Source organism: Sphingopyxis microcysteis (assembly GCF_012274265.1).
Lineage (GTDB): Bacteria > Pseudomonadota > Alphaproteobacteria > Sphingomonadales > Sphingomonadaceae > Sphingopyxis > Sphingopyxis microcysteis.
The window spans coordinates 1,590,122-1,606,390 of sequence record NZ_JAANYY010000002.1 but is presented as its reverse complement, the minus strand read 5'-3'; the positions used below and the strand labels follow the sequence as shown (position 1 = coordinate 1,606,390).

Genomic DNA, 16,269 nt, shown 5'->3' with positions numbered 1-16,269 from the left:
GGCCTCTCGATGGAGAGGCCGGGGTTTTTTGTCGGCGTTACCGCCGGTCGCTTAGAACTTCACGCCCGCCGCGATGCCATAGCGGCGCGGTTCGAGGGTGAAGATGTTGGTGTAGTTACCCGACGACTGGTCGGTGATGTACAGGCCGGTGACGCTGGCCGAGTCGAAGACGTTCTGGATGAAGCCTTTGACATACCATTTCTCGTCGGGGCCGTTGAGCTGCAGCTGGGCATTGACCTGGGCATAGCCCTTGATCCGGTTCACATTGCCGTTGAAGATGCTGCCGTAGCTTTCGCCGGTGTAGGCGAGGTCGAGGCGGGGAACGAGCGTCATGTCGCCGCCGCCCAGCCGCGCGGTATATTGCACGCCGGCGCTGAACTTGTAGTTCGGTGCCTGCGGCAGCTGGTTGCCCTTGATGTTGACGGGAACCCCGGCAGAGAAATATTCGATCCCGCCGAAAGCGGTCGGATTGAGCCCCGCCCCGGCAAAGGCGCCGGCGGCCGCTGCTTCCATGACGCCGCAGATGCTGAACGCGCCGGTTGACGCGATGCCGCCGTCGGCAGGGAAGGCGGTGGTGGGTTGCAGGCCGGCCCCGCCCTGGACACCGGGAACGAAGCCGCCGTTGATGACCTGCTGTACCCCGTTCACAAAGGCATTGACCCCGGCGACGTTGCCCGACCGCGACGCCACGGCGCAGTTCGCGGCATTGGTGATGTCCTTGATGATCACCGCGTCAGAACGGCCACCACCAAAGTCGCGCGGATTGCTGGTGAACTTGTCGTCGCTGACCTTGCTGTGCAGGTAGCTGAAGCCCAGGTTGATCACCAGGTCCGGGTCGGGCCGCACGATCGCTTCGGCTTCGAACCCGTAAATGTTGGCGCTGACATTGTCGTTGACCGCGGTGCGGGCGACGATCTTGCTTAGCTGAAGATCCTTATATTTGTAATAGAAGGCGGTCAGGTTCAGCTGGAGCGCGCCGTTGCCGAAGCTGTTCTTCGACCCGATTTCGAACGCGTCGACCTGTTCGGGGGCGAAGCTTTCGGGAACCGCAAAGATCGGCTGCAGCGGCGGGTTGATCCCGCCCGATTTATATCCGCGCGAATAGGACGCATAGAGCAGATTGTCGTCGGTGACCTTGAAGTCGAGGACGGCGCGTCCGGTCAGCTTGTTGAACTTGACCTGGCGTGACTGGATGATCTGATTGCCCGGCGTGCCCGGATCGGCGTCGAACGACCCGACGAACGGCGATCCGAACACGGTGTCGCTGGTTCCGCCATGCGGGGCCAGGAAGCTGGCGAGCGTCGAGCGCGCCGTCACCGCCTTTTTGTCATTGTTGTAACGCAGGCCCGCCGTCAGTTTCAGCCGGTCGCTGAACTCGAAATAGGCTTCACCGAACAGGCCGTAGGACGTGATCTTGAGGTCGTCGGTGTTGTTGCGGAAAAAGGGCGTCGCCAGGAACGACGGCGGCAACGGACCGCCCGCAGCGGGCGGATTGGTCGCCGCGGTGAATGCACCCAACACCCCGGTCAGATAATCGATCGGGAAGGCGTTCACATAATAGCTGTTCTCGGTCAGATGATAATCGGCATAGATGCCGCCGACCAGGAAGTTGAACGGTCCGTCAAAATCGCTGGTCAAAATGCCTTCGACCGACCAGCTGCTGTTATTCTGGTTCGACCGGTCGAATTGCAGCGACTGATCGCTACAGATTTTTTTGCCGCCATAGGCGCCATAACCCGTTTCCTCGGCGAGCGAGGTGCAGAGCTGCCCGGTCGGCCCGTTGGGAATGATCGCCGCGGCGACCGGCGCAAAATAGGGGGTGAACGCAGCGCCCAGCGCGCCGCCTGCCGCCGCCTGCAAGGTAGCGAGGCCGCCCGCGTAGAGCGCGCGGTTGCCGACATTGCTGTTATAATCCTGCGAGGCGTCGAGTTTGACCTTTTGATACTGGCCCGACACCTGCAGCGACACCGGCCCAAAATTATGCTCGATCTGGCCCTGAACGGTCAGTTCGCTGGTGAAATAGCTGGGGGTGTAAGCGGTGTTCACCACCCGCGGATCGGCGGGAACCGTGGTGTTGGCATACACATCGGGGCCATAAAGGCTGCCTAGCGCGAATGCAGTGGGGATCCCGCGGATGGCGAGGAACTCGCGCGAGGTCAGCGCCGCGGTAAAGGTGGCGTTGCCGTTGAACGGGGCGTTGTCGCGGCGGGTGTTGAGACAGCCCAAAATGCCGGTCGGGTCGCGCTGGCAAAGCTGTTTCTGGATACGGGTGCGTTGGTCCCTTTCGTGGAAATAGGACGCCAGAATGTCGATCGTCGTGTCGTCGCTCGGTTCCCAGCGCAGCGAGCCGCGGACCGAATAGAGATCGCGATCGTCGATACGGGTATTGAGGAAGGCGTTGCGGGTATAGCCGTCGCGGTTCAGGTAGATGCCCGCAACGCGGAACGCCATATTGTCGCCGAGCGGGATGTTGACCATCCCCTTGCCCTTGATCGAATTATAGTTGCCATATTCGCCCTCGGCGGCGGCTTCGAACGTCCCGAGCTTGGGCTTGGCGGTGATTACGTTGACCACGCCCGACGTTGCGTTGCGGCCGAACAGCGTACCCTGCGGCCCGCGCAGAACTTCGACGCGTTCCAGGTCGTAGAATTCGGTTTCGAACAGGCGGGTTGAAAACAGCGGGTCGCCGTTCAGATGGATCGCGGTCGCGCTGTCGCAGGTGGTGCCGACGCACAGGTCGCCGATGCCGCGGATCGTAAAGCTGGCGCCGGTAAAGTTGGTTTTTGTAAAGGTCACATTGGGCAGGGTCAGCTGCAAATCCGACGGCGTCTTGATCTGCTGCGCTTCCAGGGCTTCGGACGAAAAGGCGCTGACCGCGATCGGCACGTCCTGGAGCCGTTCGGACTGACGCTGTGCCGTGACGACGATTTCGCCGCCGAACGCGTCGCGTTCGACTTCCTCCGCCGGATCCTGCGCCCATGCGGGTGTCGCCACCGCCATCGCAAGAATCGACGTTCCGATCAGAGCCTTGAACTTCATTTACAGCCTCCCTTTTTCGAACCCGCGCACTGCGGGGCCGCCCAAATTCAAGTTGTGGTAAGGGGAGGGGATAGGACCAGACATGGCAAAGGCTGTCCGACCGAAACGGCCGGATGCCCGGGTGTATCCCACTTGCCAGCTGTGCTGGTCATCGTCCTCTCCCACCGGCGTCGGGGAAAAACGCCGGCCTCTCCGGATCACGACCCGCTTGAGCGGGTTCTGTAATGCAACCCAAAGGTGCGCTTAGTTGACGCGAGCGTCAAGCCACTTGTTCGATCTGGAAAGCGACATGAAATGGGGCAGTTGCAATGATGCAAAATCCCAAGTTTCCGCAACGTAAACTTGCGCACGCTGCAATATTGTTGTCGTTCCACCCTTGTTTATCTAGGCGTGGGCACCGAAATGTGCGGCAAGAATGCAACAGTGAAAGTGGGGCGATGAGCGACAGCAAGGTTGAAGTGGGAGCGGATGGCAAGGTGGTCGTTCCCGACCATGTCGCGGACGCGGTGCGGACGCTGATCGAATGGGCCGGCGACGATCCGGCGCGCGAGGGATTGCTCGATACGCCCAAGCGCGTGGCGCGCGCGTGGAAGGAATATTGCAGCGGCTATGCCGACGACCCGGCGATCCACCTGGCGCGCACCTTTGAAGAGGTGGGGGGCTATGACGAGCTCGTGCTGCTGAAGGATATTCCGTTCCAGTCGCATTGCGAACATCATATGGCGCCGATCACCGGCAAAGCGTCGATCGCCTATATGCCGCGCGACCGCGTCGTCGGCATTTCCAAGCTGGCGCGCGTGCTCAACGGCTATGCCCGGCGGTTGCAGGTGCAGGAACGGCTGACCGCCGAGGTCGCGCGCTGCATTTGGGACAATCTGCACCCGCACGGCGTTGCGGTAGTGATCGATGCGCAGCATGGCTGCATGACTGGGCGTGGCGTGCGTACCCCCGGGGTAGGGATGGTGACGAGCCGGTTGCTCGGCTGTTTCCTCGATGACCAGCGCAGCCGCAAGGAAGTGCTGAGTTTGATGGGGTATTGAGGGGGGCGCTTGCGGCCAGTTGCGGACGTTCATTGCATCGTCATCCCGGACTTGATCCGGGATCCATTCTTCCGGCGTTGCGTGAATGGATCCCGGATCAAGTCCGGGATGACGAAGGTCTGGAGGCGACCGGAAGCTGCCATGTCTTCTCCCCTCCCTTTTAGGGAGGGGCTGGGGGTGGGTAGCCGCCGAAGGCGGCATTCTGCCTCAGCTCGCTTCGCTCGCACCCACCCCTAACCCCTCCCTGAAAGGGAGGGGAATGGCTTAAAACCACCCCAAAGCCGCCACCCGCCGCTAAAAAAACGCTGTCCTACAATCTTCGGCTGTGCCAGCCTTCGTCTCAGCTCTGTCCATATGTAGCCAAAAAGCGGTCACCGCCCGGTTTCCGGACGCGGCAAAGACTCAACCGCCCCTTGTCCGCCGAGCACGACAATCCGGGCGCCGCAATGGGCTGAACTTTCCTGAACTTTGGGATGATGGCGCGGGGCACGCGCCGCGCGGATCGCGGCTCCAGCCCGCGTAACCGGGGACCGGAATGTCCGCTTCCTGCCCATGGGCTGACATTGAACCCTATGGAAAGCCAAAGAAAAAGGCTCCGGAACGCCAGGTTCCGGAGCCTTTCCTGTCTCGTGCGAGAGCGAAAAGCTTACGCCTCTTCGTCCTCGGTTGCAGCCGGAGCTTCCTCGGCAGCGCGTTCCGACGGCGGCGTCGCGTCGTCGAATTCGTCTTCGCTGTCGGGTTCCAGCGCCGAAGCGACGGCTTCGGCCTGTTCTTCCTCGAACATCGCGGCGATGACGTCGATGCCCTGCTTCTGCATTTCGGCTTCGTCGGGCGAGCGCGCGACGTTGACGCCGACGGTCACGGCGACCTCGGGGTGCAGCTTGACCTTGACGTCGACCAGGCCGAGCGCCTTGATCGGGCGTTCCAGTTCGACCATCGACTTGGTCACGCCGGTGACGCCGTCTTCGACCAGGGCGTCAACGATGTCGCGGACCGAAACCGAACCGTACAGCTGGCCGGTGTTCGACGCCTGGCGGATCAGGACGATCTGCTTGCCGTCGATGTCCTTGGCGCGGACTTCTGCTTCACCGCGACGTTCGGCGTTGTCGGCCTCGATCTTGGTGCGGTTGGCTTCGAACAGCTTGCGGTTCGCGTCGTTCGCGCGCAGCGCCTTGTTGTTCGGCAGCAGATAGTTACGGGCAAAGCCGTTCTTGACGGTGACGACATCGCCGATGCCGCCGAGTTTCTCGATGCGTTCGAGCAGAATGATTTCCATCAGACCAGCCCTCCTTACTTCACAATGTAGGGCAGCAGGCCGATGTGGCGCGAGCGCTTGATCGCTTTCGCCAGCTCACGCTGCTTCTTGGCGGATACCGCGGTAATCCGCGACGGGACGATCTTGCCGCGCTCCGACAGGTAACCCTGGAGCAGGCGGACGTCCTTGTAATCGATGACCGGTGCGTCCTTCGCAGTGAAGGGGCAGGTCTTGCGGCGACGGAAAAAGGGTCGTGCCATGGTCTTTATCCTTATTCTTCGCCGTCGCGGTCACGGCCGCCACGGCCGCCCCGACGTTCCTGCTTGCGCATCATGACCGACGGGCCTTTTTCGAGTTCGTCGACCTTGATCGTCATCCAGCGGATGATGTCTTCGCTGATCGCGGCCTGACGCTCGATCTCGGCGATCGCTTCGCCCGAAACTTCGGCCGACAGCATCACATAATGACCCTTGCGGTTCTTCTGGATCTTGTAGGCGAGCTGCTTCAGGCCCCAGGTCTCGGTCTTGTGGACCGTGCCCTTATATTCGCCAATGACGTTGGTGACGGTTTCCGCCAGCGCGTCGACCTGAGCCTGGCTCAGGTCCTGACGCGCGATAAAAACATGCTCGTAAAACGGCATGGTGCGCTTCCTTCGATTTGGCCGATCGCTGACCTGCGCCAATCGCAGGCCCCTCCGGCTGTCGTCTTGCCCTGCGAAATCGGTGCAAAGCAAATGGGGCGACGGCAAAGCGCCTCGCCCCAATGGAGCGCGCCTATACAGATTCGGCGGCGGAAAGCAAGGGTTGGGGCCGGATATTCGACCGCATCCGAAATGGCTTGCTCCGCAGGCCGCGCCGCGCGACACCATGGCAGTGCTTTAGGGGGAAATGGCGATGTTGGAAATTGCGGCGCTGATCGGTCTGTTCAGCTGGGGCATGAACAGCGACCGGCTGACGTGGAAGCATGCGGGCGTTATCCTGCTGCTGGCCAGCCTGTTCGGCGGTCTCGGCGGCTTGATCGCTGGCGTCGACGGGATTCCGCTTGGTGTGGCGATGATTTTCACCATCGCATTCGAACTGATGCTCCAGACACTCGTGTTCTTCGTGGGCTTCGGTATCGGACGCTATCGCGCGCGCAAGGCCGGGATCAGCAATATCGAGGACACGTTCGGCTAAGCGCCGAGCTTCTCCAGCAATTCCAACCCGAACTCGGTCAGCGTGTCGTCGCGCGCGCCGAGGATGAGGATGCGGTCGCCCGCCTTCGCCTCGTCGAGCATCGCCGCGCCGCAGTTCGCACGCGTCGTCAGATGAACCGCATCGCCGCCGCCCGCGACGATGTCGGCGACCAGCGCTTCGCTGCCGATGCTGCGGTCGACGGTGCCGCCGAAATAGACGGGGTCGCACACGAACAGCCTGTCGCCGTCGCGCATGCCCTTCGCGAAGCTCGCGGCGAGTTCCTTGCCCATCTGGCGCAGCGGGCCATAGCCGTGCGGCTGAAAGAAGATCAGCGCGCGGTCGGGGAGCTCGGCAACGGCGGCGAGCGTTGCCGCCACCTTGTCCGGGTTATGCGCGAAATCGTCGATGACCGTGACGCCGCCCGCCTGACCAAGTACCTCGTAGCGGCGCGCGAGACCAGTGAAATCGGCCAGCGCCGCGGCTGCGTCGGCGACCGATATGTTGATCGCGCGCGCCGCCGCGATCGCCGCGAGCGCGTTCATGGCGTTATGCCGCCCGGGCATGCGCAGCCGCACCTCGTGGGTGGTCGCGAGGAAATGAACCTTGAAGCGGCAGCCGTCGGGCAGCGGCTCGAAATCGCTGCCGCGCATCGCGGCGCCATCGCCAAAGCCGAAACGCAGATTGTTGTCGGCGTTGAACAGCGCCGCCGATTCGGGATCGTCGGCGTTGATCACCGCGATCCGCGCCGTGGCGACAAAATCGCCGAACAGCGCGTGGAGTTCATCGAGGCTCTTGTGGTCGAGGCTGATGTTGGTGACCACCGCGACGTCGGGGCGATAGAGCGCGATCGACCCGTCGCTTTCGTCGACTTCGCTGACGTACAGCGCGTCGTCGCCGACGAGCGCGCTGGCAAAGGGTTGGTCGGCTTTCGCGAAATTGCGCATCACCGCGCCGTTCATCACCGTCGGCTTTTTCCCGGCGCGATCGAGGATCCAGCCGATCATCCCGGTGACGGTCGACTTGCCGCTGGTCCCGCCGACGCCGATCGCCTTGTCCGCGCCATTGAACAGGGCCGCATTAAGGTCGGCGCGGGTCATGCGCGCGAGGCCCAGCCTGTTCGCGGCGGCAATGTCGGGAACGCTGTCCTCGACCGCCGCCGAGGCGACAAGCGTCTGGTCCGCGGCGACGCCGCTGCCGTCCTGCGCGAAGAGCGCGATGCCCTGACCCTCGATCCACGCGAACTTGTCGGCGCTGCGGCCCTGATCGCGGCTGCGGTCCGAGCCCGACACGCTGGCGCCGCGGGCCGCGACGATCATCGCCAGCGGCAACATGCCCGACCCGCCGATACCGCAGAAGAAATAGGATTTGTTTTCCGACATGGCGCGGCGTTATGGGCTTGTCGAAGGGTTTGCAACCGGCACTGACCCCAATTTCCGTTCGTGTCGAGCGAAGTCGAGACACCGATGGGGATGGCGTAAGGCCGATGGGCATCTCGACTTCGCTCGATGCGAACGGTTTGAGGGGAAGTTTGGTCCATGCGTATCGGGATTGTTGCACCCTCGACCCCCATCCTGCCCGACGATGCCGAGGCGGTGCGCGCGCTCGCCAGCCTCGGCTACCCCGACGTCGAGCTGGTGTTCGATCCGCAATGTTTCGCGACGCACGGCCATTTCGCGGGCGAGGACGGACATCGTTTCGCGGCGCTGGTGGAAATGGCGAACCGCCCCGACATCGACGCGCTGTGGTTCGCGCGCGGCGGCTATGGCGCATGCCGGATCGCCGAGGATGCCGTTGCGGCGATGACCGACGTTGCAAGGGCCAAGGCCTTTCTCGGCTATTCGGACCAGGGCAATCTGCTCGGCGCACTCTATCGCGACGGTTTCGACCATGTGGCGCACGGCCCGATGGTCGCCGACATCCGGCGCGAGGGCGGTGATGTGGCGGTGCTCCGCGCGCTCGACTGGCTCGTCGCGCGCGATCCGGGCGCGTGCGAGAGCGGGCTCGAACATGGCGCGCGCCATGCGGCGTTCAACCTGATGACGCTGTCGATGCTGCTCGGCACCCCGCTCGAGCCCGATCTGACGGGGCATGTCCTGCTTGTCGAGGAAGTCAGCGAGTATCTCTACGCTTTCGACCGCGCCTTTTTCCACGTCGCCAGCTATCTTGGCCCTCGCGGGCTTGCCGGCATCCGGCTGGGGCGGATCAGCGACGTCCGCGAAAATGACCGGCCGTTCGGGCTGGAGGCCGAAGAGATCGCGCAGGGCTGGTGCGCGCGATGCGACATTCCCTATCTTGGTCGCGCCGACATCGGCCATGATGCGGACAACAAGGTCGTACCCTTCGGCTTGCATCGCGCAGGGTGAGGGAATAGGCGCGGCGCATTCAAGGAACAGGCTAGGGGACGCAATATGCGCGCATTCATCTTTCCGGGTCAGGGCAGCCAGTCGGTCGGCATGGGCAAGGCGCTCGCCGATGCGTCGCCCGCAGCGCGCGAGGTGTTTCAGGAGGTCGACGATGCGCTGGGGCAGAAGCTGTTCCAGCTGATGACCGAAGGTCCGGAGGATCAGCTCACCCTTACCGAAAATGCGCAGCCTGCGATCATGGCGAACGCGATCGCGACGCTGCGTGTGCTCGAAAAGGAAGGCGGCGTGACGCTGTCGGCGAAGGCCGATTATGTCGCGGGCCACAGCCTCGGCGAATATAGCGCGCTCTGCGCCGCGGGCGCTTTCGACCTCGCGACCACCGCGCGGCTGCTCAAGACGCGCGGGCAGGCGATGCAGGCGGCGGTGCCCGTCGGCGTCGGCGCGATGGCCGCGCTGCTCGGCGCCGACATCGACACCGCGCAGAAGCTCGCCGACGCCGCCGCCGAAGGCGAGGTGTGCACCGTCGCCAACGACAATGACCCGTCGCAGGTCGTGATTTCGGGCCACAAGGGCGCGGTCGAACGCGCGGTCGCGCTCGTCAAGGATTATGGCATCAAGCGCGGCGTGTTGCTCCCCGTCTCGGCGCCCTTCCACTGTCCGCTGATGCAACCCGCCGCCGACGCGATGGCCGAAGCGCTCGGTACAAACCCGCCCGCCGCGCCGCTGGTCCCCGTCGTGGCCAACGTCACCGCGAGCCCGGTGAGCGACGCCGACAGCATTCGCGACCTACTGGTGCAACAGGTGACCGGCCGCGTCCGCTGGCGCGAAAGCGTGGCGTCGATGGAGGATATCGGCGTAACGCACTTCGTCGAATTCGGCGGCAAGGTTCTGTCGCCGATGGTGAAGCGCAGCGCGAGCGGTGAGGTCGAAACGGCCAGCGTGATTTCGATGGACGACATCGAAGCGCTGCTCAAGTCGCTCTAAGAATCAGATTTCAGGAGAATTGCAGATGTTCGATCTCACCGGCATGACCGCCCTTGTCACCGGCGCCTCGGGCGGCATCGGTTCCGCCATCGCGCAGGCGCTCGCGGCGCAGGGCGCGCGGCTCGCGGTTTCGGGGTCCAACGCCGACAAGCTGAGCGCCTTTCGTAACACGCTCGGCGGCGATCATGTCGCGCTGCCATGCAACCTCGGCGATGCTGCGGCGGTCGATGCGCTGGTGCCTTCGGCGGTCGATGCGCTGGGCGGCAAGCTCGACATCCTCGTCAACAACGCCGGGGTGACGCGCGACAATCTGATCATGCGGATGAAGGATGAGGAGTGGCTGGATGTCATCCGCATCAACCTCGAAGCCAATTTCCGTCTCGCGCGCGCCGCCGCCAAGCCGATGATGAAGGCGCGCTTTGGTCGCATCATCTCGATCACCAGCGTCGTCGGCGCAACGGGGAATCCGGGACAGGCCAATTATGCGGCTTCGAAGTCGGGGGTCACCGGTATGACCAAGGCGCTGGCGCAGGAACTGGCGAGCCGGGGGGTGACCGCGAACTGCGTCGCGCCGGGCTTTATCGCGACAGCGATGACCGACGATTTGCCGGAGGCGCAAAAGGAAGCGCTCAATCAGCGTATCCCCGCGGGGCGCATGGGTGAGGGCAGCGATATCGCCGCGGCGGTCGTCTATCTGGCGTCGAAAGAGGCCGGATATGTCACTGGCCAGACATTGCATGTAAATGGCGGGATGGCCATGCTGTCGTGATGGTTCGCGATGCAATGTTGAAGGGAATTTGCGCATGCTGAAGGGTTTGATTGCGGGCGCCGCGCTGGCGATGGCGGCGCTGCCCGTCGCGGCCACGGCGCAGGAGGGTGAAAAATTCGATTGCGTCGTGACCTCGGTCGCCGCCGATACCAAGGCGTCGATCGGCGCCGCGATGGCGGGCGCGGGTGACGATGCTGCGCGCGACGCGCTGTTTCAGCAACTGTCGACGGTTACCGACGGGTGCGTCGCGAAGCATGGCATCGCCGAAGCCCAAAGGGCGGCCTATTTCGATTACAGCCTCGCGCGCATTTCGCGCGAGTGGCTGGTCGGCGATATCGCCAAGCTCAACCTGTCATCGGCAATCGTCGACAAGGCGCTCGACTTTGGCCCGACGGGCGTCAATCCCGATCTGTCGAGCGACATGTCGGAGGACCAGATCATGGCGATCGTTCAGGCCTATATCGACAGCGGCGTCGACATCGAAAAGGTGGACAATGCGGTGTGGGAAAAGGTCGGGGCTTATGCGGCGGCGACCTCGATCTACTGGAACAAGCGCAAGCAATTGCCGTTTTGACGCCATTGTCGCCCCCGCGCAGGCGGGGGCGACAATATCTCAGAAACTCGCCCGCGCGGTAATCCGGAAATCGCGGCCCGCGAGCGGCACATAATCCTTGGTAAAGCTGGCGTGGCGGCGCGCTTCGACGTCGAAGATATTGTTCGCGGCCAGCGATAGCGTCAGGTTCCTGGTATCGGGCAGCGGCCGCCAGCTGATCGACGCATTGACCAGCGTAAAGCCCTTGGTCGCGGTCTCGAACGGCGCGATGCGGGTCTGATCGTCGGTCCATTCGACCTCGGCGCGCGCGTCGATGCGTTCGCCCTGCGCCTCGAGCCCGCCCAGCACGCGCATCGCAGGGATGCGGGGGACATGATCGCCGCCCTTGATCTTGGCGCGCGTCATGTCGGCAACGACGTCGCCGACGATATTGAAGCCGCCGATCTGCGCCAGCCGCGCGCTTGCTTCGGCCTCAAAGCCCCAGACGCGCGCGTCGCGCTGGAAATATTGGAAGACCGGCAGCTCGTCCTCTTCTTCACCGGTGGCTTCGGAATAGATGAAATCGTCGAACCAGTTGGCATAGCCGGTGAGGCTGAGGCTGAAGGCATCGATCTTGACCTTGAACGACGCTTCCGCGCCCCAGCTCGCTTCGCGCTTCAGGTCGACATTGCCGACCTCGAACGCCTGCGTGGCGATGTGCGGGCCGTTGGAGAAAAGCTCCTCGGCCGAGGGCGCGCGGACGGCACGGGCGACGGACAGACCGATCTTGGCGCTGTCGCTAAGGTCGTAATTTGCGCCGAGCGCGCCTGAAAAAGTGTCAAAACTGCGCGATATGCCCAGCGACGGCGCACGGACGTCGGTCGTTTCATAGCGAGCCGCGGCCTCGACGCCGAGCGAACCCAGCGTCCATTCCTGAAGCGTGAACAGCGCGAACTGGTCGGTCAGGTTGCGCGGGACGAACGCTTCGGCGCCGATCGCGTTGAAATCGCGGTGACTGTACTGGATGCCGCTGGCGCCGCGCCAGCCGCCACGATCATTCTGCGCCAGTTCGAGCCGACCTTCGATCCCCTGGTTGGTAAAGACGGTGCCGACTTCGTCGCCTTCGAATTCGGTATGTTCGTAATCGGCGAAACCGGCGCGGATGCGCAGCTTGTCGAAGAAGCCATCGCCCATTTCGACCTCACCGCGCAGGTCAGCGCGCCATTGTTTCAGGCCGATCGTGACCGGGCCTTCGCCATGGTCATGGCCTTCCTCTTCTTCGCCTTCTTCCTCGCCCTCTTCGCCATGATGATGCTCGGAACCGGGGCGGCTGGGGACGCCGTACTTGCTGTCATAATAGCTGACCGAAATGCCCAGCTGGCCGCCCTCGTTGATCAGCGATAGCCCGCCGGCCGCGGTCCAGGTTTCGCTGGCGGTGTTCGGAATCTTGCCGCGGCTGTTCGCCAGCTCGGTCAGTTCGGCGGCTTCGTCGTCATGACCTTCCTCGGCCTCATGTTCGGCGGCGTGGAGAAGATCGTCGCGCAAATCGGCAGAGTGGACGAATCCGCCGGTCCGCAAATTTCCGGTCTTGCGCCAGCTGCCGTCCAGATGCGCGACGATCTGCGGGGTCAACGCGACGTCGATCGAGCTACCGATGTTGCGGTCGTTGGCGGCGGTCGCATAGCCGCCGATCGCATCGATATGGACGTGGTCGGCCGGAACCTTGCGCGGGATGCGGCGGTCGAACAGGTTGACCGCGCCGCCGATCGCCTGGCTGCCGAACAGCAGCACGGCGGGGCCGCGCAGGATTTCGATGCGCTCGACGGTGAGCGGATCGATGGTGACGGCGTGGTCGGCGGAGGTGTTCGACACGTCGATCGACCCGATGCCGTCGGTCAGGACGCGGACGCGCTCGCCCGAAAAGCCGCGGAGCACCGGGCGCGAGGCGCCGGGAGCAAAGCTGGTCGCCGACACGCCAGCCTGGCGGGTCAGCGTGTCCCCGATCTGGCCGCGGATGTCGCGTGCCAGCTCGTCGCCCTCGAGCACCGAGACATTACCGAGGATATCGAGGCTGCGGACATAGGGTGCGGTGACGATGATCGGGTCGCCGGTGTGCACATCGTCGTCGCTGCCCGCAGCGGCGCGGTCCTGCGCCAAGGCGGGGGCGGCGAGGAAGATGGCAAGGGAAAAACCGGCGGAGCAAAGGAAACGCATGGGGGAAAGTCCTGTTCTGAAACGATCTGTGCGGGCTCCAGTAATGATATACTGTCACAGTGGCAACCCCCGGTCGTCGCGCCTGCGTGGTCGTTGGTCGGAAGCGGGCGCCCGTTTATCGACAAAGGCCGATCATGGCGGCGCTAAGCGAAGCTGTCTTGCGAGGCCGGGGGCGCGGCCCTAGATCAGGGGCATGACTATAGCTGCAAACAGCCTCGACCTGATCGGCAACACCCCGCTGGTGCTGCTGAAGGGGCCGAGCGAAGCCACGGGCTGCGAGATCTGGGGCAAGTGCGAATATGCCAATCCCGGCGGTTCGGTGAAGGACCGCGCCGCGCTGTATATCGTCCGCGACGCCGAAGCGAACGGCAGCCTGCGTCCCGGCGGAACGATCGTCGAGGGGACCGCGGGCAACACCGGCATTGGGCTGGCGCTGGTCGGTAACGCGCTGGGGTACAAGACCATCATCGTCATGCCCGACAACCAGAGCGCCGAGAAGATGGCGACGATCCGCGCGCTGGGTGCCGAGCTGGTGCTCGTGCCGCCCGCGCCATTCGCCAATCCCGGCCATTTCGTCCATACCTCGCGCCGCATCGCTGAGGAGACCGACAATGCGATCTGGGCCAACCAGTTCGACAATATCGCCAACCGCAAATCGCATGTGATGGGGACGGCGGAGGAAATCTGGGCGCAGATGGACGGGCGCATCGACGGCTTTACCTGCGCCGCGGGAACCGGCGGCACGATCGCAGGGACCGGGCTGGGGCTGAAGGCCAAGAACAGCGATATCGTCATTGCATTGACCGATCCGCACGGTGCGGGCCTCTACAATTATTACCAGTGTGGCGAGTTGAAGGCCGAGGGCAGCAGCGTTGCCGAGGGAATCGGCCAGAACCGCATCACCGCGAACCTCGACGGGGCGCCGATCGACACCCAGTTCCGCATATCGGATGCCGAAGGGTTGAAGGTCGTACGGCAGTTGCTCGACGAGGAAGGGCTGTGCCTGGGGCTGTCGTCGGGGATCAATGTCGCCGGGGCGATGGCGCTCGCGCGGCAGTTGGGGCCCGGCAAACGGATCGCAACCATCCTGTGCGACAGCGGGTTCCGCTATCTGTCGACGCTCTACAACCCCGAATGGCTGGCGAGCAAAGGTCTGACGGAGGCGGCAGCATGATCCAGATCCGCACCGACAAGCAGGCGGTGCCGCCGCCGGTGCCGCCCGCGCCGGTCAACGACACGATGCGGCGGTTGCAGATCGGTATCGCTGGCGTGCTCACCGTGCTGCTGCTCGTCGGCATGGCGGGGCTGATCGGCGATCGTGCGCGCGAAAATGTCGAGAGCGACGCTGCGGCCTCCGCCGATGTGAAGATGCCGGGCGAAGAAAAGGGCAGCGGCGCGCCGCTCGAAGAATTGGGGGTCCAGCCGGTATCGCCTTCGACGAAGGACGAAAATGCCGCGACCGAGATCAAGGTGCCGCAGGCGGCGCCGTCGCCAGCCACCGTCCCCGACCTGGAACCCGACCCCGAATTGCAGCGCGCGCGCAAATCCGCCCCGTGACCACTTGGACGCGCCGTTCGGTGGCGCGCACTATCTCCATCGCTGCCTTGACGCTGTTGCTGGCGTGGATTGTCGGCGGGCAGGCGCTGCTCGGCCGGATCGATCCTGCGCTTGCGCTGCCGATACTGGCTTTGGCGATGCTGCTGCTCGCGGTCTGGCAGCGCGGCGACGAAACCGCGTCGCGGCGGTTCAACGCATTGACGGTGCTCGGCCTGTTGCTCGGGGCGCAAGCGCTGCTCGGGCTCGTCTTGGCGGGTTCAGCGGGGTGGCGGCAACTGGCGCTGGTCGGTGTGTTGGGTGCCGCCGCGGCATGGGTTGCCGACCGGCTGGTGCAACGGCGTTGGCGGGTGCGATGGCTGCCGTGGTTCGCCGGATTGGTGCTGGTCACCGGCTGGTTCGCGGCCGGACATATGTTGCTCGCGGCACTTTATCGGCCCGCGTTGGCCGCGGCGGGCACCCCGGCCGCGACAATGCTCACCGGACTGCCGCTGCGCTGGTCGGGTAGCGGCGATATCGCCGCGATCATTTCGTCCGGCGCCGAGGATGATCCGGCACTGGCCCGGCTGGAGGCGTTGGGACCGGTGGCGCTGGTGGACAGCTTGGCCGAACAGGTGCCGCCGCCCCGCGGAACGCTGCTGATCGCACACCCACGCGCGCTGGCGCCGCGGGAACTGGTCGCGATCGACGCTTTTGTCCGGGGCGGCGGCAAGGCCGTGCTGCTGGCCGACGCGCTGTCGGGCTGGCCTGCGCGCCATCCGCTCGGCGATCCTCGCAATCCGCCGGTCACCAGCCTGCTAACCCCGCTGCTCGATCATTGGGGGGTGGTGCTCGGGTCTGCGCCGACCGGCGATAATGCGGTGTCGGCGATCGCGGTCGACGGCGCGCGGCTGCGCCTGTCGAGCGCGGGGGCGTTCGAGGGGTTGCCGCCGCGGTGCCGCAGTTTCGCCGATCGCCGCGTTGCACGATGCCCGATCGGCGCGGGTGAGGCCTGGCTCGTGGGCGATGCCGATCTGCTGTTTGCGCCGCTGTGGTCGCCATTGGTGCCTGGTGCACATCATCTGCGGCGGGCCGACACCATCGAATGGTTGGCGGCGCGGCTGTGGCCTGGCGCCGGAGTCGCGCCGCTGCAGCCGCTGTGGATTCGCGCGCGCGCCAACTGAGGCGTCTTTTTCGACCCGATTTTGCTCCGAAAAGGCTGCGGTTTGCGGTCCGCCGATCGGTGCCGACCGCGTTTTGACCATGGAATCGGGCATTTTGCGGCAAATAGGGAGTAGATTCCCTATTTTGCCCCAAATTACCCCTTTTCACCCCGATCTATAGTTGATAGTCAGGAATCGGAGA

At 64.3% G+C, this 16,269-nt stretch carries 15 protein-coding genes; 9 read left to right on the top strand and 6 right to left on the bottom strand.

Annotated features, from left to right (window positions below):
• Positions 1–51 precede the first annotated feature (51 nt).
• The gene (locus G9408_RS07585) at positions 52–3,039 is read right to left on the bottom strand and encodes a TonB-dependent receptor (protein ID WP_168453342.1); all 2,988 of its coding nucleotides are present in this window, start codon (positions 3,037–3,039) and stop codon (positions 52–54) included.
• Between the two features lie 437 nt (positions 3,040–3,476).
• Here G9408_RS07585 and folE point away from each other — a divergent pair, with 437 nt between their 5' ends.
• Entirely contained in the window at positions 3,477–4,079 is a 603-nt protein-coding gene (gene folE, locus G9408_RS07580) for a GTP cyclohydrolase I FolE (RefSeq protein ID WP_120216835.1), read from the top strand.
• Positions 4,080–4,725: 646 nt separating this feature from the next.
• On the opposite strand, the gene rplI is transcribed toward folE, so the two are convergent.
• Genes rplI through rpsF form a run of 3 tightly spaced genes read right to left on the bottom strand, consistent with a single transcriptional unit; the run spans position 4,726 to position 5,974 of the window.
• Positions 4,726–5,355 (bottom strand): 50S ribosomal protein L9, encoded by a 630-nt coding sequence (rplI, locus tag G9408_RS07575; RefSeq protein ID WP_168453341.1) that lies wholly within the window; start codon positions 5,353–5,355, stop codon positions 4,726–4,728.
• Between the two features lie 14 nt (positions 5,356–5,369).
• Positions 5,370–5,594 carry a 30S ribosomal protein S18 gene (gene rpsR, locus G9408_RS07570; RefSeq protein ID WP_088440322.1) on the bottom strand — a complete coding sequence of 75 codons (225 nt, stop codon included), beginning with the start codon at positions 5,592–5,594 and terminating at the stop codon, positions 5,370–5,372.
• 11 nt (positions 5,595–5,605) lie between these two features.
• Positions 5,606–5,974, bottom strand: a complete 369-nt coding sequence (rpsF, locus tag G9408_RS07565) for a 30S ribosomal protein S6 (protein ID WP_137869468.1) — start codon at positions 5,972–5,974, stop codon at positions 5,606–5,608.
• Between the two features lie 253 nt (positions 5,975–6,227).
• Here rpsF and G9408_RS07560 point away from each other — a divergent pair, with 253 nt between their 5' ends.
• A complete protein-coding gene (locus G9408_RS07560) occupies positions 6,228–6,509 on the top strand; it encodes a hypothetical protein (RefSeq protein ID WP_145985977.1) in 282 nt (93 codons plus the stop codon).
• On the opposite strand, the gene G9408_RS07555 is transcribed toward G9408_RS07560, so the two are convergent.
• Positions 6,506–7,888 (bottom strand): Mur ligase family protein, encoded by a 1,383-nt coding sequence (locus tag G9408_RS07555; RefSeq protein ID WP_168453340.1) that lies wholly within the window; start codon positions 7,886–7,888, stop codon positions 6,506–6,508. The two genes, G9408_RS07560 and G9408_RS07555, sit on opposite strands and share 4 nt — an antisense overlap.
• A gap of 156 nt (positions 7,889–8,044) precedes the next feature.
• Here G9408_RS07555 and G9408_RS07550 point away from each other — a divergent pair, with 156 nt between their 5' ends.
• From G9408_RS07550 to G9408_RS07535, 4 genes are read left to right on the top strand one after another with little or no spacing between them, the layout of a single operon-like run.
• A complete protein-coding gene (locus tag G9408_RS07550; protein WP_168453339.1) occupies positions 8,045–8,872 on the top strand; it encodes an LD-carboxypeptidase in 828 nt (275 codons plus the stop codon).
• A 45-nt stretch (positions 8,873–8,917) separates the two neighbouring features.
• A complete protein-coding gene (fabD, locus tag G9408_RS07545; RefSeq protein WP_168453338.1) occupies positions 8,918–9,856 on the top strand; it encodes an ACP S-malonyltransferase in 939 nt (312 codons plus the stop codon).
• 25 nt (positions 9,857–9,881) lie between these two features.
• Positions 9,882–10,625 carry a 3-oxoacyl-[acyl-carrier-protein] reductase gene (gene fabG / locus G9408_RS07540; protein ID WP_168453337.1) on the top strand — a complete coding sequence of 248 codons (744 nt, stop codon included), beginning with the start codon at positions 9,882–9,884 and terminating at the stop codon, positions 10,623–10,625.
• A 34-nt stretch (positions 10,626–10,659) separates the two neighbouring features.
• Positions 10,660–11,199 carry a hypothetical protein gene (locus tag G9408_RS07535; RefSeq protein WP_168453336.1) on the top strand — a complete coding sequence of 180 codons (540 nt, stop codon included), beginning with the start codon at positions 10,660–10,662 and terminating at the stop codon, positions 11,197–11,199.
• Positions 11,200–11,238: 39 nt separating this feature from the next.
• On the opposite strand, the gene G9408_RS07530 is transcribed toward G9408_RS07535, so the two are convergent.
• Positions 11,239–13,371 (bottom strand): TonB-dependent receptor, encoded by a 2,133-nt coding sequence (locus G9408_RS07530; RefSeq protein ID WP_168453335.1) that lies wholly within the window; start codon positions 13,369–13,371, stop codon positions 11,239–11,241.
• A gap of 193 nt (positions 13,372–13,564) precedes the next feature.
• Here G9408_RS07530 and G9408_RS07525 point away from each other — a divergent pair, with 193 nt between their 5' ends.
• The 3 genes from G9408_RS07525 to G9408_RS07515 are packed head-to-tail and all read left to right on the top strand — an operon-like array spanning position 13,565 to position 16,088.
• The gene (locus G9408_RS07525) at positions 13,565–14,545 is read left to right on the top strand and encodes a cysteine synthase A (RefSeq protein ID WP_168453334.1); all 981 of its coding nucleotides are present in this window, start codon (positions 13,565–13,567) and stop codon (positions 14,543–14,545) included.
• The gene (locus G9408_RS07520) at positions 14,542–14,928 is read left to right on the top strand and encodes a hypothetical protein (protein ID WP_168453333.1); all 387 of its coding nucleotides are present in this window, start codon (positions 14,542–14,544) and stop codon (positions 14,926–14,928) included. Before G9408_RS07525 ends, G9408_RS07520 begins: the two co-directional genes overlap by 4 nt.
• Positions 14,925–16,088, top strand: coding sequence for a Gldg family protein (locus G9408_RS07515; RefSeq protein ID WP_328804407.1), 1,164 nt, complete (start codon positions 14,925–14,927; stop codon positions 16,086–16,088). The genes G9408_RS07520 and G9408_RS07515 overlap by 4 nt, the downstream gene beginning before the upstream one ends.
• Positions 16,089–16,269 lie beyond the last annotated feature (181 nt).

Excerpts from the sequence above, each read along its gene's own strand:
- G9408_RS07585 (WP_168453342.1), bottom strand. The coding sequence starts at position 3,039 with ATGAAGTTCAAGGCTCTGATCGGAACGTCGATTCTTGCGATGGCGGTG.
- folE (WP_120216835.1), top strand. The coding sequence starts at position 3,477 with ATGAGCGACAGCAAGGTTGAAGTGGGAGCGGATGGCAAGGTGGTCGTT.
- rplI (WP_168453341.1), bottom strand. The coding sequence starts at position 5,355 with ATGGAAATCATTCTGCTCGAACGCATCGAGAAACTCGGCGGCATCGGC.
- rpsR (WP_088440322.1), bottom strand. The coding sequence starts at position 5,594 with ATGGCACGACCCTTTTTCCGTCGCCGCAAGACCTGCCCCTTCACTGCG.
- rpsF (WP_137869468.1), bottom strand. The coding sequence starts at position 5,974 with ATGCCGTTTTACGAGCATGTTTTTATCGCGCGTCAGGACCTGAGCCAG.
- G9408_RS07560 (WP_145985977.1), top strand. The coding sequence starts at position 6,228 with ATGTTGGAAATTGCGGCGCTGATCGGTCTGTTCAGCTGGGGCATGAAC.
- G9408_RS07555 (WP_168453340.1), bottom strand. The coding sequence starts at position 7,888 with ATGTCGGAAAACAAATCCTATTTCTTCTGCGGTATCGGCGGGTCGGGC.
- G9408_RS07550 (WP_168453339.1), top strand. The coding sequence starts at position 8,045 with ATGCGTATCGGGATTGTTGCACCCTCGACCCCCATCCTGCCCGACGAT.
- fabD (WP_168453338.1), top strand. The coding sequence starts at position 8,918 with ATGCGCGCATTCATCTTTCCGGGTCAGGGCAGCCAGTCGGTCGGCATG.
- fabG (WP_168453337.1), top strand. The coding sequence starts at position 9,882 with ATGTTCGATCTCACCGGCATGACCGCCCTTGTCACCGGCGCCTCGGGC.
- G9408_RS07535 (WP_168453336.1), top strand. The coding sequence starts at position 10,660 with ATGCTGAAGGGTTTGATTGCGGGCGCCGCGCTGGCGATGGCGGCGCTG.
- G9408_RS07530 (WP_168453335.1), bottom strand. The coding sequence starts at position 13,371 with ATGCGTTTCCTTTGCTCCGCCGGTTTTTCCCTTGCCATCTTCCTCGCC.
- G9408_RS07525 (WP_168453334.1), top strand. The coding sequence starts at position 13,565 with ATGACTATAGCTGCAAACAGCCTCGACCTGATCGGCAACACCCCGCTG.
- G9408_RS07520 (WP_168453333.1), top strand. The coding sequence starts at position 14,542 with ATGATCCAGATCCGCACCGACAAGCAGGCGGTGCCGCCGCCGGTGCCG.